At 62.1% G+C, this 15,774-nt stretch carries 17 protein-coding genes; 6 read left to right on the plus strand and 11 right to left on the minus strand.

Going from position 1 to position 15,774, the window contains the following annotated elements; all coding sequences use genetic code 11:
- Positions 1-6: 6 nt before the first annotated feature.
- From ACPPVP_RS28005 to ACPPVP_RS28030, 6 genes are all read left to right on the plus strand, one after another.
- Positions 7-1,269, plus strand: a complete 1,263-nt coding sequence (locus tag ACPPVP_RS28005) for an efflux RND transporter periplasmic adaptor subunit (protein ID WP_426526465.1) — start codon at positions 7-9, stop codon at positions 1,267-1,269.
- Between the two features lie 71 nt (positions 1,270-1,340).
- The gene (locus tag ACPPVP_RS28010; RefSeq protein ID WP_426538106.1) at positions 1,341-2,894 is read left to right on the plus strand and encodes an efflux transporter outer membrane subunit; all 1,554 of its coding nucleotides are present in this window, start codon (positions 1,341-1,343) and stop codon (positions 2,892-2,894) included.
- 106 nt (positions 2,895-3,000) lie between these two features.
- Entirely contained in the window at positions 3,001-4,014 is a 1,014-nt protein-coding gene (locus ACPPVP_RS28015; protein ID WP_426526467.1) for a zinc-binding alcohol dehydrogenase family protein, read from the plus strand.
- Positions 4,015-4,168: 154 nt separating this feature from the next.
- On the plus strand, positions 4,169-5,146 hold the full coding sequence (locus ACPPVP_RS28020) for a Bug family tripartite tricarboxylate transporter substrate binding protein (protein WP_426526469.1): 978 nt from the start codon (positions 4,169-4,171) through the stop codon (positions 5,144-5,146).
- Between the two features lie 7 nt (positions 5,147-5,153).
- The gene (locus tag ACPPVP_RS28025; RefSeq protein ID WP_426526470.1) at positions 5,154-6,647 is read left to right on the plus strand and encodes an amidase; all 1,494 of its coding nucleotides are present in this window, start codon (positions 5,154-5,156) and stop codon (positions 6,645-6,647) included.
- A 399-nt stretch (positions 6,648-7,046) separates the two neighbouring features.
- Positions 7,047-7,436: a hypothetical protein gene (locus ACPPVP_RS28030; protein ID WP_426526472.1), complete on the plus strand. Its 390-nt coding sequence runs from the start codon at positions 7,047-7,049 to the stop codon at positions 7,434-7,436.
- Positions 7,437-7,688: 252 nt separating this feature from the next.
- Here ACPPVP_RS28030 and ACPPVP_RS28035 read toward each other — a convergent pair whose 3' ends face one another.
- The 11 genes from ACPPVP_RS28035 to rplO form a co-directional block, all read right to left on the minus strand.
- Positions 7,689-8,090 carry a hypothetical protein gene (locus ACPPVP_RS28035; protein WP_426526474.1) on the minus strand — a complete coding sequence of 134 codons (402 nt, stop codon included), beginning with the start codon at positions 8,088-8,090 and terminating at the stop codon, positions 7,689-7,691.
- A 155-nt stretch (positions 8,091-8,245) separates the two neighbouring features.
- Positions 8,246-8,542, minus strand: a complete 297-nt coding sequence (locus ACPPVP_RS28040) for a DUF1330 domain-containing protein (protein WP_426526476.1) — start codon at positions 8,540-8,542, stop codon at positions 8,246-8,248.
- Positions 8,543-8,550: 8 nt separating this feature from the next.
- Positions 8,551-9,351 carry an SDR family NAD(P)-dependent oxidoreductase gene (locus tag ACPPVP_RS28045; protein WP_426526478.1) on the minus strand — a complete coding sequence of 267 codons (801 nt, stop codon included), beginning with the start codon at positions 9,349-9,351 and terminating at the stop codon, positions 8,551-8,553.
- A gap of 146 nt (positions 9,352-9,497) precedes the next feature.
- On the minus strand, positions 9,498-9,953 hold the full coding sequence (locus ACPPVP_RS28050) for a hypothetical protein (RefSeq protein WP_426526480.1): 456 nt from the start codon (positions 9,951-9,953) through the stop codon (positions 9,498-9,500).
- Between the two features lie 132 nt (positions 9,954-10,085).
- A complete protein-coding gene (rplQ, locus tag ACPPVP_RS28055) occupies positions 10,086-10,502 on the minus strand; it encodes a 50S ribosomal protein L17 (protein ID WP_426526482.1) in 417 nt (138 codons plus the stop codon).
- A gap of 122 nt (positions 10,503-10,624) precedes the next feature.
- On the minus strand, positions 10,625-11,665 hold the full coding sequence (locus tag ACPPVP_RS28060; RefSeq protein ID WP_426526484.1) for a DNA-directed RNA polymerase subunit alpha: 1,041 nt from the start codon (positions 11,663-11,665) through the stop codon (positions 10,625-10,627).
- A 117-nt stretch (positions 11,666-11,782) separates the two neighbouring features.
- Positions 11,783-12,172 (minus strand): 30S ribosomal protein S11, encoded by a 390-nt coding sequence (rpsK, locus tag ACPPVP_RS28065; protein WP_006021048.1) that lies wholly within the window; start codon positions 12,170-12,172, stop codon positions 11,783-11,785.
- Between the two features lie 117 nt (positions 12,173-12,289).
- The gene (rpsM, locus tag ACPPVP_RS28070; RefSeq protein ID WP_161855307.1) at positions 12,290-12,658 is read right to left on the minus strand and encodes a 30S ribosomal protein S13; all 369 of its coding nucleotides are present in this window, start codon (positions 12,656-12,658) and stop codon (positions 12,290-12,292) included.
- A 188-nt stretch (positions 12,659-12,846) separates the two neighbouring features.
- Positions 12,847-13,716, minus strand: coding sequence for an adenylate kinase (locus ACPPVP_RS28075; protein ID WP_426538108.1), 870 nt, complete (start codon positions 13,714-13,716; stop codon positions 12,847-12,849).
- A gap of 77 nt (positions 13,717-13,793) precedes the next feature.
- Positions 13,794-15,125, minus strand: a complete 1,332-nt coding sequence (gene secY, locus ACPPVP_RS28080) for a preprotein translocase subunit SecY (RefSeq protein ID WP_426526487.1) — start codon at positions 15,123-15,125, stop codon at positions 13,794-13,796.
- Between the two features lie 146 nt (positions 15,126-15,271).
- Entirely contained in the window at positions 15,272-15,760 is a 489-nt protein-coding gene (gene rplO, locus ACPPVP_RS28085; RefSeq protein WP_426526489.1) for a 50S ribosomal protein L15, read from the minus strand.
- Positions 15,761-15,774: the final 14 nt, after the last annotated feature.

Raw genomic sequence — 15,774 nt, forward strand, 5'->3', positions numbered from 1 at the left:
TATGCCATGCTGACCAGCCCGCCCCCGCCGAACGATGAAGAGCCGCCGGAAGCGTTCGCGTATAGTCGAGGCACAGGAAGACGAATGAGCGTCCTCGCTCTGGCGCTTGCCGGCGCGCTGGCCGTCGGGTTCTTCTTCATCAACGCTCAGCGGCGATACGAGATCAACCAATTGGCCGCCGCGACGGGGGCGGAGACGTCGAAGCCGCCATCGGTTGACGTGGTCTCTGCGAAGTCGTCTCCCCTCACCCAGCACCTCGTCCTGCCGGGCGAGACGGCTGCCTGGTATGACAGCAAGATCTACGCCCGGGTGAACGGCTACGTTGAAAAGTGGCTTGTCGACATCGGCGACCATGTCAGCAACGGACAGGTTCTGGCGTTGATAGAAACACCCGAGCTGGACGCCCAGCTCCAGGCCGCCCGCGCCAAACTAAGTGCCGCGCAAGCCGAGGTGAACGTCAAGCAGGCCCATGCCGACTTCGCCAAAAGCACATACGAGCGCTGGCGCAGCTCGCCGCAAGGCGTCGTATCAGAACAGGAACGCGAATCGAAAAAGGCGGTTTCTCTGGAGGCAGAATCCGACCTGATCGCAGCCAAGGCTCAGGTCAATCTTGATGAGGCGGACGTCGACCGGCTGACCTCATTGACCGAGTTCAAAAAGGTGAAGGCGCCGTTCGAGGGCACGATCGTCGAGCGCGATATCGATATCGGAGATCTCGTGACTGCCGGCAGCGGATCTGGAACGTCAGCCCTGTTTCGGGTCGCCCGAAACCAACCGATGCGGGTGTTCGTCAACGTGCCGCAAAGCGCCGCCGATGATCTTCTGACGAATGATGCGAAAGCCAGTATTACAATCGGAGGCGATGCGAAGCGGCACTACGAAGGCAAAGTGTCACGCACCTCACGCGCCATCAATCCCCAGTCGAGGACACTGCGAACGGAAATCGATATCCCGAATGCAGACGGCCGCCTGGTGCCGGGAATGTACGTCGAAGTCAGTTTTACCCTCAAGCGCCCCATTGGGGTCCAGGTTCCGGCAGCGGCGTTGTCGTTCCGGCCAAAACCACAGGTTGCGATCGTCGATGAAAACAATGTATTGCAGTTTCGGGACGTCAAGATCGGCGTGGACGACGGCGACGTCGTGCAGATCCAGTCCGGACTCGAGGAAGGAGACAAGGTAGCGCTCAACCTTTCCAGCCAGATCGCGTCCGGAATGAAGGTCGATGCGCATGATCTCGATCCCAGTCCGCGGCAGGACAAGGGATCATGACTCATCCTCACAGACCGCGAAACCTCGTGAAAGCATGGCAGGTGCATATGAGTTCGCTCCCTCCCAAACAGATGCTTCGAAATTGGATTCTATGTTGCGGAGCCGCGGGCCTGTCGGCTTGCTCCGTCGGCCCTGATTTCAAGCCTCCCGAAACGGAGCTTCCGGGAAGCTACGTCGCCAACCTCGACCCCCGGGCGACGGCTTCCGGCCGGGCTACGAACGTCGATCTCACGCAATGGTGGCGTTCGTTTCGTGATCCGCAACTGGTTTCACTTGTCGAGCGGGCGATCACGGCCAATCCCGATATCGCAATCGCGCTTAGCCACCTGCAACAGGCACGCGCCCGGCAACTCGTCGCGGCCGGCGCGGCTCTTCCGAAGGGCGAATTGTCGGCGGGTGCCGGGGTTGGCACCGGTAGCGACAATACCCGCGGACGCGTCTCGGAGGCGCTGCATAGCGCCGGCAACACGACCGGCTTCGATCACGTGAACGAAGCGGGAGGCTTCGATTCGGCGTGGGAGCTCGACGTGTTCGGCAAGCTGCGCCGCGAGATCGAGGCCTCGCAGCTGGACGCGCTGGCCGCGGCGAAGGCTCGTGACGCGGTTCTCGTTTCGGTCATCGCCAATGTCGCCCGCGCGTATGTCGAGCTGCGGGGGTATCAGGCCCAGCTTGCCGTCATCCGCAGGAACATGGAAACCGCCCGTCGGAGTCTTCTGGTCGCGCAGACCCGCTACAGCCAGGGATTGACCAATGAACTGGACGTGACGCTAGCGCAACGTCAACTCGCGACATTCGAGGCGAACCTGGGACCGCTCACGGGCCAGATCCAATCCAGCCAGTATGTCATCGCCGGCTTGCTCGGCCAATATCCGGAGACGTTGACGAAAGAACTCCGGGCGGAAGGCATTGTACCGAGATATCCAGCCAGGATTCCGATCGGTCTGCCGGTCAGTCTGTTGCAGCGACGCGCGGACATCCAGCGCGCCGAACTCGAAATAGGGGCGGCAACGGCGCGCGTCGGCTCCGCGGTCGCCGATCTTTTTCCACGCGTGGCGGTGACGAGTGCCGTGGGCGGTCAGGGCGGCGCGCGCGCGGCCAGCGGAACGCCGATCACCTTCATTGGCGGAATTGGCCCGGCGCTCTACTGGCCGGTTTTGGACTTCGGGACCCTCGATGCGCGCATCGAGGTGGCCGACCATCGGGCACGTGAAGCACTGCTGCGGTACAAGGCAAATGTGCTGGAGGCGGTGCTGGAGGTCGACCAGGCGATTTCGGGTTACAATGCCGAACAGAGTCGTTTGGCCAGCCTTTCCCGCGCCCGCAGCGCCTCCCTTGAAGCAGTCAGGCTGGCGTCAGAGCGCTATGAGCGGGGGTTGACGGATTTCCTCAACGTGCTCGATGCCGAACGACAACAGTTTGAACTCGAGGCCCAATATGTCATCTCCCGGCGAAGGGCGGGTGTTCAGCTCGTGGCCCTCTACAAGGCCCTTGGTGGCGGATGGGAGCATTACCAGGCCGTTCCACCGATCCGAACGCCTGAGCCCGCGATCGCCGCCGCCGCGCGGGAATCCAGCAGACTGCGTCCGGTCTCGATGGATTCCGGTTTGTCGCAGGTCCAACCCTGACGCGCTGATCGCCGACTTTTTAACTCCCCGTCACCGGCAGCGGCTTGTAATTGCGTTGCGGGTGGGACAAGTACCTGACGGGCTGCTGATCCCATGGAGTACAGGCATGAAGGCCGTCGGATACCGAAAATCGCTCCCCATCGAGGACGCGAATGCCCTGATCGATTTCGAAACCGCCAAGCCGGAACCGAAGGGCCGCGACATCAGGGTTGCCGTCAAGGCGATCTCGGCCAACCCGGTCGACTACAAGGTCCGCAAGCGCGCTGCCCCGCCCGAGGGCGAGACCAAAATCCTGGGCTATGACGCCGCCGGTATCGTCGATGCGGTCGGCCCCGACGTGACCCTGTTCAAGGCCGGCGACGAAGTGTTCTACGCCGGCTCGATCCTGCGCCAGGGCACCAACGCGGAATTTCATCTGGTCGACGAGCGGATCGTCGGCAAGAAGCCAAAATCGCTATCGTTTGCGCAGGCCGCGGCGCTGCCGCTGACCTCGATCACCGCATGGGAATTGCTGTTCGACCGGCTCGGCGCCGTGCCGGGCAAGAGCGTCGATCCGCGCACGCTTTTGATCACGGGCGGCGCCGGTGGCGTCGGCTCGATCCTGATCCAGCTCGCGCGCCGCCTCACCGGACTGACGGTCGTCGCCACCGCCACGCGGCCGGAGTCGCAAAAATGGTGCCTCGACCTCGGCGCGCATGCCGTGATCGATCACTCAAAACCGATGAAGGAGCAGATCGAGAAGCTGAAACTGCCGCCGGTCGCGCTCGTCGCGAGCCTCACCTTCACCGACCAGCACTACAAGGCGATCGCGGACCTCATCGCGCCGCAGGGCAAGTTCGGCCTGATCGACGATCCGCCGGAATTCACCGTCTCTGCCTTCAAGGGCAAGGCGGTGTCTATCCACTGGGAATCGATGTTCACGCGCTCGTCGTTCCAGACGGCTGACATGATCGCCCAGCATCATCTGCTCAACGACGTGGCAGACCTGATCGACAAGGGCGTGCTGCGCACCACCCTCGACCAGACGTTTGGGACCATCAACGCAGCAAATCTGAAGCGGGCGCACGCGCTTTTGGAAAGCGGCAAGTCGCGCGGTAAAATCGTGCTGGAGGGCTGGTAGAGCCCAACAACCCTGCTGTTGGGCTGCACCTCAACAACAGGGTTGATCGGGAGGCCTATTCAAGGGACCCTGTTCCATCGATCCGGGATGGCTGTCACCGAAAACCCCGGCGCGAATTGCCGGGGAACACGGAAGGCAGGAGACCTGTTTCGACATGATAAGAATGATTCTGGCGGCCGCGATGATGTCGGCCTGTGTGGTGGGCTGTGCTTCGATCGCAACGGCGCAAGGTAATTACCCCGAAAAGCCGCTGCAATTGATCGTGCCCTTTCCGGCGGGCGGCGCCTCCGACGTCGTCGGGCGCATCCTTGCCGGCGAGCTCGAGACCCGCTTGGGCAAGCCCGTCATCGTGATCAATCGCCCCGGCGGCGGCACCACGATCGCCGCCAAGGAGGTCGCCATCGCAGCTCCCGATGGCTACACCCTGTTCTCCAGTTCGAATTCGACCTTCACCTTGCAGAATGCAGTGAAGGACAACGTGCCGTATGACAGCGCGAAGGATTTCGAGCCGATCGCCCAGACCGGCACCATCACGATGGTGCTGGTCACCCATCGCGACAATCCGATCAAGGACGTTGCTGCGCTGGTCGCGGCGGCCAAGGCTGATCCAGACAAACTGTCGTTGGCTTCCTTTGGTGTGGCGACCATTTCGCATTTTGCTGGTGAGCTGTTCAAATCAAGCGCCGGCATCAAGATGGTGCACCTGCCCTACCGGGGCAGCGCGCCGGCGATGAACGACCTGATGGGCAAGCACATCGAGTACCACGTCGACACCGTGATCGCGATCAGGCCGCAGATAGAAGCCGGCACGGTTCGCCCGCTGGCGGTGTTCTCCGCCAAGCGCTCGCAGTTCCTTCCCGACGTTCCGACGCTCGCCGAACTCGGTTATCCCAATATCGACCTTGTTTCATGGGGTACCGTGGTCGTGCCCAAGGGAGTCCCGCCGGCCATTCGCGACCGGCTGGCCTCGGTGCTGGAAGAGGCGATCGCCAGCCCTTCGGTGATCGAGCGTTTCCAGAAGGTCGGGTACGAAGCCGCCTTCAAGCGCTATTCGGACTGGCCGGGATTCATCGCCAAGGAAACCGCCGAGATGAAGGACCTGGCCCGCCAGGGCGGGATCAAGGAAGAGTAATCCTGACATGACCGAGCCTTGCGACCTGCCCGCGGTAACGGCGCGGGCGCTGATCGGCGAGCGCAAGCTTTCGCCGGTCGAACTGATGGACAGCTGCATCCGGCGGATCGAGGCGATCGATCCGGCCGTCAATGCGGTGATTGCGCGCTCGTTCGAAACGGCGCGCGCAACGGCGCGGGCGAGCGAGGCTGCCGTGATGCGCGGCGATGACCTCGGCCCGTTGCACGGGCTTCCGCTCGGGGTAAAGGACCTGATCGACGCCAAGGGGCTGCCGACGAGTTTCGGCAGCGTACTGTTCAAGGACAATATCGCGGCTGAGGATGAGGCCATCGTCGCGATGCTCAAGCGTGCGGGCGCCATTGTTATCGGCAAGACCAACGTCCCCGAATGGGGCGCGGGCGGCAACACCCGCAACGCGCTTCATGGCGCTACCGGCAATCCCTTCGACCCCGAGCGTTCGGCCGCCGGCTCATCCGGCGGATCGGCGGTGGCGCTTGCCGCCGGCATGGTGCCGCTGGCAACCGGTTCGGACACCGGCGGCTCGGTCAGAAATCCCGCCGCGTTTTGCGGTGTGGTCGGTTTCCGCCCCTCGCCCGGGCTGATCGCCAGCAACAGCCGCAACATGGCTTGGCTGCAAATCTCGCAGCTTGGACCGATGGCGAGAAACGTACCGGACGTGTGCCTGATGCTTTCCTGCATGCTCGACCGCGACGCGCGCGACCCGCTGTCGGCGATCCTGCACGCCGGCGGAACGCCCGTGCGCGAGACCTATCGCAATCCGCCAGCGACCGATCTCGCCAGCTTGCGGATCGCGGCAACACCCGATTTCGGATTTGCGCCGACCGAGCGCGCCATCGCCGAAACGTTTAAGAAGAAGCTCGCAACGTTCGGATCGGCCTTCCGCAGCCTCGCATGGACTCATCCGGACTGCAGCCATGCCGACGAGGTGTTTCGCGTATTGCGCGCCGTCGCATTTCTGGGGCGTCACCGTGAGCTTGCGGAAAAGTATCCGGACAAGGTGGGGCCCAATATCCGCGACAACGTCGCCGAGGGACTCGGCTATTCCGCGCTCGACGTGGCGCGTGCGCTCTCGCTGCAGACTGCGCTCTACCGGAGCTGGCAACAATTCTTCGGCGAGCATGATTTTGTCATCGCGCCGGCGGTCACGATCAGCCCGCGGCCGTGGTCAGAACTCTACCCGGCCATGATCGACGGCACGCCGACCCAGAGTTATTTCCACTGGCTGGCGATGGCCTATGCCGTGACCAATGCCGGGCATCCGGCGGTGGCGATACCGGCCGGCCGGGACGGCGCCGGATTGCCGTTCGGCATCCAGATCATCGGTCCGCGCGGCGGCGATGTCCCAACGCTTTCGGTCGCCCGCGAGATCGAGGCGTTGCTTGCCGCCTATCCGGAGACGGCCCGTCCCGTCCCCGATCTCGCCTGGCTGCGCCGTCAGCCGCCGATGGCCTCCCGGCCCGGTTTTCTGGATTTCGACTGATCCCCGGCATTGAACGGTAATCGGTCAGACCAGCGAAATGATGCCCGCGTTCGACAACGCCCTGCTCGGCGCACCTCGCGGGCTCGCGGCGCGCGCCGAATGCTACCGGACCTGAGGCAGATGCTCGTGGCGATCTCCGTGAGCAGCGCGAGACATCATTAACGCGCCGAAAGGAGTTCCACATCCTGGAAAAATGGTGCTTCGCAACGAAGGCTCGACTCGCCGTTGCCTGGAACCCCCGTTCATGAAAGTTAAATTTGCCGCCAAAGCCGTTTGCAAGCTGGCACATGGGCAACGAATTTCACTCAAAAGTGTTTATCGAGTCTCTGTTTTACGAAAGGAGCGAACTCCGCTCGAATGTAAAATGTTTGGCGTCTGTCTTACGGAAAGGAGTGGTCCATGAGGAAAGCACCTTTGGTATTGGCCGCCGCGGCAACGCTTGGCCTCGCCACCATCGCAGCACCGGCGCCCGCGCAGGCCTGGCGTGGCGGATTCTTCCCGGGGGTGGCTGGCGGCCTTATCGCGGGGGCGGTGATCGGAGGAATCGCCTCCAGCGCCTACGCCTACGGTCCCGGCTACGGATACTATGACGGCTATGCGCCGGGATATGGTTATGGCGGTGGATACGCCCCGGCCTACTATGGCGGCTATTACGGCGATGGTTACGCGCCAGCTTACTATGGCGGCGGGTACGGCTCCTACTATGGCGGACCCTATGTTCGCCGCGTGTATCGTTCGTACGCCTATTATCCGCGGCGGCATTACGGCGGCTACTATCGGCGCTGGTGATCGCGCATATGAGAGGGCCGCCGAATGTGGCGGCCCTCCTTTTCTTGAACTGAACAACAAGAGCCGTCAGTCGATTTCGTGCACAACGGTCCGCGTAGCGGGATCAATCAGCATGACCATGTACTAGGAACACCATCTTGAATGGTGGGCACGTTTCGCCTTGCTCTACTTGGAATTCGGCAAGTCCCGTGCTGAGAGGGTAGTAGAATCCGTGGGCAAAGGCGCACTTGCGCCGTGCCCACTATCTTTCCGTTATCCCTCGAAAAAGGATGCGCCATACTTCTCGACGAGGTGTTCGCGTGGCGGTTGGCCAATATTGGCCACATGTTCAGGTCTAAAGGAAACCAGGTCGCCTTCGCGCAGTCGCAGGTTCTCAGCAATGCCGGGGTTGTTGTCGAGAACCCCGATATAGCCTCCTTCCGTCCTGGCTTTGACGATAACCCACATTCGATCAACGCCACGATCGATAACGTGGTCGCCCTTCCTCGTTTCGATGTCAAACAGCAACTTCGCTGCGTCCCCTGGTGACAAAGACTCGCGCGTGACCCGAGGTGGGATTTGAAATGTGTCGGGAGCAGCCGCAGCTCGCTCTTCGGCTGAAACCAACGCCCAGCCGTTTTCGTCGATTGTCGAATAGCTAGGCGTTTCGTTCATCTACCCTTGCCCGGTCGATCAACCAGCAACGAAATATGCGCATCAAATCTACCGATAAGGAGCCCACGTTCAAGCGTTGAATGAGGAAGACCAGCTTAGGCCGTGCTCTCTGAAGACGCTTGGTAGGCACGCTGCGCTTTGCCGACCCCACTAATTCAAACTGCCTGTACGCCCTCGACAAAAATCAGTCGGCGGTCGAGTGCGGTACGCCGGTGCTTCAGCGCCTCGGCGTATTCCGGCGAGGCGTACCATTCGCGCAAACGTTCCATGGTCGGAAATTCGACGACGATGATCGTCTTCGGCGGCGGGCCGCCTTCGGCTACGTTGGCGGCGCCGCCGCGCACCAGATAGCGGCCACCATACTGCGCGATCGCTTTCGCGGCGATGGTGCGATAGGCTTCGAAGCCTGCCGCGTCACGCACATCGACTTCGGAAATGACGTAGGCTGACATCTCTCGCCTCACGCGATGGTCTGGATCAGTCCGCCTTCTGCACGTAACGCGGCGCCGTTGGTCGCGGAAGCCTCTTTCGAACTGACGTAGATCACCATATTGGCGATCTCCTCGACGTTGGCGAAGCGCTGGATCAGCGATCCCGGGCGATGCTGCTTGATGAACTGCGCGGCCGCATCCTGCTCGGACTGGCCGTTCTGCTTCGCGAGATCGGCGACGAAAGTCTCGACGCCTTCGGACATGGTCGGTCCCGGCAGCACGGAATTGACGGTAACAGCGGTGCCGCGGGTCAATTCGGCAAGGCCGCGCGAAACGGCGAGTTGCGCCGTCTTGGTCATGCCGTAATGGATCATCTCCTTGGGAATCATCAGCGCCGACTCCGAGGCGATGAAAACGATACGGCCCCAATTGCGCTTCAGCATGCCCTGCATGTAGGCGCGAGACAAACGGATGCCGGACATCACGTTGACATCGAAAAAACGGCTCCAGTCCTCATCCGGAATATCGAAGAACGGCTTCGGTTCGAAGATGCCGGTGTTGTTGACGAGAATGTCGACATCAGGCAGCGCCGCAACCAGGGCCTTGCATCCCGCCGCCGTCGAGACGTCAGCGGCAACACCCCGCACCTTGCCGGCGGCCTTGCCAGCAGTCTTGCCGAGCGCAGCGGCCACGGCATCGACCTTGGCTTGCGTCCGGCCATTGATTACTACATCCGCGCCCGCAGCAAAGAGGCCCTTGGCAATGGCGTGGCCGATACCGGAGGTGGAGCCCGTTACCAGCGCGGTCTTGCCCGAAAGATCGATTTTCATCCGTCATCTCCATTGTTGATGACAGCGATATCGGGAGCGGCGGGTACAACCACAATTGCAGCCCGCGCGCGGCAGATGCGCAAATAAAAAGCGGCGCACGTGGCGCCGGCTGTCGAACCGCTCGCGATAGGGATAAGGGCAGGTCCTTAGCTCTTGATCCCATTCAAGACTGCGGCATCCCGCTTGCCGTCTAACTCCTCGAACTCCTGGGCGAACTTATCGACAGCGACATACTCGGTCGTGAAACGAATAGTAGCCAAATTCTGGAGGTCAGCATCAGGCGTGCTCCAGACCTCCGAGGAAAGGTCGACGTGCACAAGAAGCGTTCCACGGCTGTTGTACGGTTTAACAGCGATCCTGAGGTGGCACTGCTCTAGACTTCCTGGCTTCTCCTTGCTCCAGAATCCGCCCTCGATGAGCGCTGGAGTGGTCGCTGTCAGTGGAAAAGATCTGAGCGCAGCCAGGAAGGTTTGCTTCACGTTGATTCGATCAAACCACGCCGCTCCCCGCGCGGAGAATTCACCTGATTTCACTGTCGCAATGATCTGACCAGTCCAATCCTCGTCGGTCCGATAGCTGACCTGCAATTCCGATGCACTCATTCGGCAAACTCCAATGATGCCCGCGCGATTGTTTCACCGCATTGAAACAGTTTGGAAGAGCCTGCGCGTTTGAAACGGCCAATAAAAAAGCGGCGCTGGAGGCGCCGCTTTTGAAAACCTGATCCGGAAAGCTTACGCCGCTTCGGCGGACTTTTCCTGCACCGGGCCGGAATCCAGGCCCTTGGCATCGACGTCGCGGTCGACGAACTCGATCACGGCCATCGGTGCGTTGTCGCCGTAGCGAAAGCCGGCCTTGATGATGCGGGTGTAGCCACCCTGGCGGTCCTTGTAGCGGGGCGCCAGCACGTCGAACAGTTTGCGGACCTGATCCTTGTCGCGCATTTCCGAGATCGCCTGGCGGCGCAGGGCCAGCCCGCCCTTCTTGCCGAGGGTGACCAGCTTCTCGACGATCGGGCGCAATTCCTTCGCCTTCGGCAGCGTGGTGACGATCTGCTCGTGCTTGATCAGCGCCGCGCACATGTTGGCGAACATCGCTTTGCGATGCTCGGCGGTGCGGTTGAGCTTACGATGAACCTTGCCGTGACGCATTGATCTATTCCTTGATTTGTCTTCGTCGCGACGGTTCGTCGGACATGTTGCTCAGGTGGGCTTCCTGCGTTCGCCCGGTAACCTGATGGCCGGGAGTCCCCGGCCATCATGATAATGTCAGATCAGTAGTGATCCTCGAAGCGCTTGGCGAGCTCGTCGATGTTCTCCGGCGGCCAGCCTGGCACTTCCATGCCGAGATGCAGACCCATCTGGGCCAGCACTTCCTTGATCTCGTTCAGCGACTTGCGGCCGAAGTTCGGGGTGCGGAGCATTTCCGCTTCCGACTTCTGCACGAGGTCGCCGATGTAGACGATGTTGTCGTTCTTCAGGCAGTTTGCCGAACGCACCGACAGTTCGAGCTCGTCGACCTTCTTGAGGAAGGCCGGGTTGAACGCGAGATCGGGGATGATCTCCTGCGTCACTTCCTTGCGCGGCTCTTCGAAGTTCACGAACACGTTGAGCTGATCCTGCAGGATGCGGGCGGCATAGGCCACCGCGTCTTCCGGCGAGATCGCGCCGTTGGTCTCGATCGTCATGGTCAGCTTGTCGTAGTCGAGGATCTGGCCCTCGCGGGTGTTCTCGACCTTGTAGGAGACCTTGCGCACGGGCGAGAACAGGCTGTCGACCGGAATCAGGCCGATCGGCGCATCCTCGGGCCGGTTACGCTCGGCGGCGACGTACCCCTTGCCGGAAGCGACGGTGAACTCCATGCGGATTTCCGCGCCCTCGTCCAGCGTGCAGATCTGCAGGTCGGGATTGAGCACGACGACATCGCCGACGGTCTGGATGTCGCCGGCGGTGACGGCGCCGGGGCCCGACTTCTTCACGACCATGCGCTTGGGGCCTTCGCCCTGCATCTTGATCGCGATGTCCTTGATGTTGAGCACGATGTCGGTGACGTCCTCGCGAACGCCCGCGATCGAGGAGAACTCGTGCAGCACGCCGTCGATGTGCACCGACTGCACGGCGGCGCCTTGCAGCGACGACAGCAGGATGCGGCGCAGCGCGTTACCGAGCGTCTGGCCGAAGCCGCGCTCGAGCGGCTCGGCCACGACGGTGGCAAACCGGGTCGCATCGGTGCCCGGCGTTACCTGCAGCTTGTTCGGTCGAATAAGTTCTTGCCAATTTTTCTGGATCGTCACTTTGTCACCCCTTCGGGTCAATAGACCGGCCAGTCGATTTGCCTTCAAATCACCGGCGTTGGAGACCGCGGATCAGCCCGCGGCCGTCAAAATTCCAAAAGCAATCGCAAGGCGGCGCTTGCCGCCCGCGACCCGATATCAGACACGCCGGCGCTTGCGCGGACGGCAGCCATTGTGCGGGATCGTCGTCACGTCGCGGATCGACGTCACGGTGAAGCCCGCCGCCTGCAGCGCACGAAGCGCCGATTCACGGCCCGAACCGGGGCCGGCAACTTCCACTTCCAGCGTGCGCATGCCGTGTTCCTGCGCCTTCTTGGAAACGTCTTCGGCCGCGACCTGCGCGGCGTACGGGGTCGACTTGCGCGAACCCTTGAAGCCCATCGTGCCGGCCGACGACCAGGCAATGGTATTGCCCTGTGCGTCGGTGATGGTGATGGTTGTATTGTTGAACGACGAATTCACGTGCGCGATGCCGGATGCGATGTTCTTGCGTTCGCGGCGGCGTACGCGGGTGGCTTCCTTGCCCATTACCTAAAACCTTCCTGTGATCTCAAACGCCGCCGTACTGCCAGCGGCTACACCTAAGAAGCGAATGAGGAGCGGCGAATGATTCCATTCGCCACTCTCTGTGCGCTATTCGAAAAATTACTTCTTCTTGCCGGCGATCGACTTGGCCGGACCCTTGCGCGTGCGCGCGTTGGTGTGGGTGCGCTGGCCACGCACCGGCAGGCCGCGGCGATGACGCAGGCCGCGATAGCAGCCGAGGTCCATCAGACGCTTGATGTTGATACCGGTCTCACGGCGAAGGTCGCCTTCGACGAGATAGTCGCGGTCGATCACTTCGCGGATCTGCAGGACTTCCTGGTCGCTCAGCTGGCTGACGCGACGATCCTCGGGGATCTTGACCTTCTCGATGATCTCGGCCGCGTTCTTCTGGCCGATGCCATGGATGTACTGGAGCGCGATCAGAACGCGCTTGTTGGTCGGGATATTCACGCCGGCAATACGGGCCACGGACTTCTCTCCTGTCGCCGGTCCCTCACGGAGCGGCTTTTAAAGTTCTTGCTATCTCGGGCAGGTGTCCGCAAACGCGAACACGACGCCCTTCCCCTCATCTGCTTCGGGGCCCGGCATCGTCATAAAACTATCCGACTTGGATGCGGGGCTTATTAAAGGATTCAACTCGGTTTCGTCAACCGCCTCTATCGCTTAGCTCGCTTTTTCGTGACCTTTTTGGTGGCCTTCCGGACGGTCGTTTTTGCCGCCTTTTTGGCCTTGGCAGTTCCCCGCCTCCTAGCCGGTGGAGCGGCCTTCCCCTTGGCTTTCCCAACCTTGCTGGAAGCGGCTTTCTTGCCCTTTGGAGCCGCTTTGGCGGCCTTTTGGGCGGTTTTGGCGGCCTTTTTGCCCGCCGGCTTCGCGGTCTTCCTAGCGGCGCCCCCGGCCTTTTTGGCCGAGACCGCAGGTTTGGCCACCTTGGGTTCCACCGCCCCGATGGCCGACAGGATCCGGTTAATCTCCCGGGTGACGTGCTCGATGGTCATCATGCCGTCGACGGTCAGGAGCTTCCGCCGTTCCGAATAGTAGTGAATCAGGGGCTCGGTCAGCGACCGGTAGTTCGCCAGCCGCTTCGACAGCACTTCCGGGGTGTCGTCGATTCGCACGTCCTCGCCTCGGGCCCGCATCTCGGCCACGCGCGTCTCCACGCGGGCCAACAGCGCGCTCTCGTTGACGCGCAGCTCGACCACGGCGTCCAGTTTGATGTGCTTTTTCTTCAGCAGTTCGTCGAGGGCGGCCGCCTGCGGCACCGTGCGCGGAAAGCCGTCGAGGATGAAACCATTCTTCATGTCGGGCTGGTCGAGACGGTCGGAGATGATCCCGATCACGATCTCATCCGGCACCAGCGCGCCGCTGGCCATGATGTCCTTGGCCTGCAGGCCGACCGGCGTTTGGGCGGCGACCGCCGCACGCAGCATCTCGCCGGTGGAAAGCTGGACGATGCGGTACTTCTGAACCAACCGCTGCGCCTGGGTCCCCTTGCCCGCACCCGGCGGACCCAAAAGGATCAATCTCATGACTATTCGCCCCCCGGCTTGGTGAGCGAAACGCCGCACACCCTCTTATTGAAATTTAGACCGCGGCCTGCCGCGCGTCAGCGGCGACGGCCCCTCAATTTGGACTTCCTGATCAGCCCTTCATACTGATGGGCCAACAGATAACCCTGCACCTGCGCCACCGTATCCATGGTCACGCTGACGACGATCAGGAGCGAAGTGCCGCCGAAATAGAACGGCACCGAGGCATAGGAAATCAGGATTTCGGGAATCAGACAGACAATCGCCAGATAGATCGCGCCGAGCACGGTGATACGCGACAGCACGTAGTCGATATATTCGGCGGTGCGCTCGCCCGGACGGATGCCGGGGATGAAGCCGCCATGCTTCTTCAGATTGTCGGCGGTCTCGGTCGGGTTGAACACGATCGCGGTGTAGAAGAAGGCGAAGAACACGATCAGCGCCAGATAGAGGAAAAGGAACAGCGGACGGCCGTGGCTGAGCTGGGTGTTGAGCCACTGGAACCATTCCGGGCCCTTGCCGGCGTTGAAGTTCGCAACGGTGGCCGGCAGCAGCAGCAGCGACGAGGCGAAGATCGGCGGGATCACGCCCGAGGTGTTGAGCTTGAGCGGCAGATGCGAGGACTGGCCCTCGAACATCTTGTTGCCGACCTGGCGCTTCGGATACTGGATCAGAAGCCGGCGCTGCGCGCGCTCCATGAACACGATGAAGGCGATCACAGCGACCGCCATCACGATCACGACCAGGATCAGGCCGGTCGAGAGCGCGCCCTGGCGTCCCAGTTCCAGCATGTTGGCGAGCGCCGATGGCAGCTCGGCGACGATGCCGGCCAGAATGATCAGCGAAATGCCGTTACCGATGCCGCGCGAGGTAATCTGCTCGCCGAGCCACATCAGGAACATGGTGCCGCCGGTCAGCGTGATCGTCGTGGAGATCAGGAAGAACGGGCCGGGGTCGCTGACGACGTTGCCGGCGCCCTGCAGGCCGACGGCAATGCCGTAGGACTGGAACGAGGCCAGGATCACCGTCAGATAGCGGGTGTACTGGTTCAGCGTCTTGCGGCCGGCCTCGCCTTCCTTCTTCAGCGCCTCGAGCTGCGGAGACACCGTGGTCAGGAGCTGGATGATGATCGATGCCGAGATGTACGGCATGATGTTCAGGGCGAAGATCGCCATGCGGTGGATGCCGCCGCCGGCGAACATGTTGAACATGCCGAGGATGCCGCCGGCCTGCGACTTGAACACCTGCTCCCAGATCGCGGGGTCGATGCCGGGCAGCGGGATATAGGTGCCGAGCCGATAAACAAGCAGCGCACCCAGCGTGAACCAGATGCGCTTCTTCAGTTCGTCGGCTTTCGCCAAGGCGCCAAAATTGAGGTTTGCCGCAAGTTGTTCTGCTGCTGAGACCATGATCAGGCTTTCTCCCGCCGCCCCCCAAAGCCGATGCCCCGGGCGGGGCTATCGACAGACGCCGGACATTATTTGGTGCTCGGCTTCGATAAGTCCATTGCTCTCACGTGCGGATCGCCCGCCCATGGCGGGCGATGACGCAGATGTTACGCCGCCTCGCCTTCTTCCTTCTTGGCCGGGGCCAGGATCTTCACGGTGCCGCCGGCCTTCTCGACCGCCGCGACCGCGGACTTGGAGGCGCCGTGCACCTCGAGCGCGAGCTTGGCCTTGAGTTCGCCGCGGCCAAGCAGCCGCAGGCCGTCCTTGGCGCGACGGATCACGCCCGCCTTCACCAGCGATTCGACGGTGACGGTTTCCTTGGCGTCGACCAGCTTGGCGTCGATCGCTTCCTGCAGCCGGTCGAGATTGATCTCGGCGAAGTCGAGCCGGAAGATGTTGTTGAAGCCGCGCTTCGGCAGGCGCCGATGCAACGGCATCTGGCCGCCCTCGAAGCCCTTGATGCGCACGCCCGAACGCGCGGTCTGGCCCTTGCCGCCGCGGCCCGAAGTCTTGCCCTTGCCGGAACCGATGCCACGGCCGACGCGCATGCGCTTCTTGCGCGAGCCGGCGTTGTCGGCGATATCGCTGAGCTTCATCGTTAGCTTCCTTT

Source organism: Bradyrhizobium sp. McL0615 (genome assembly GCF_049993905.1).
Taxonomy (GTDB): Bacteria; Pseudomonadota; Alphaproteobacteria; order Rhizobiales; family Xanthobacteraceae; genus Bradyrhizobium.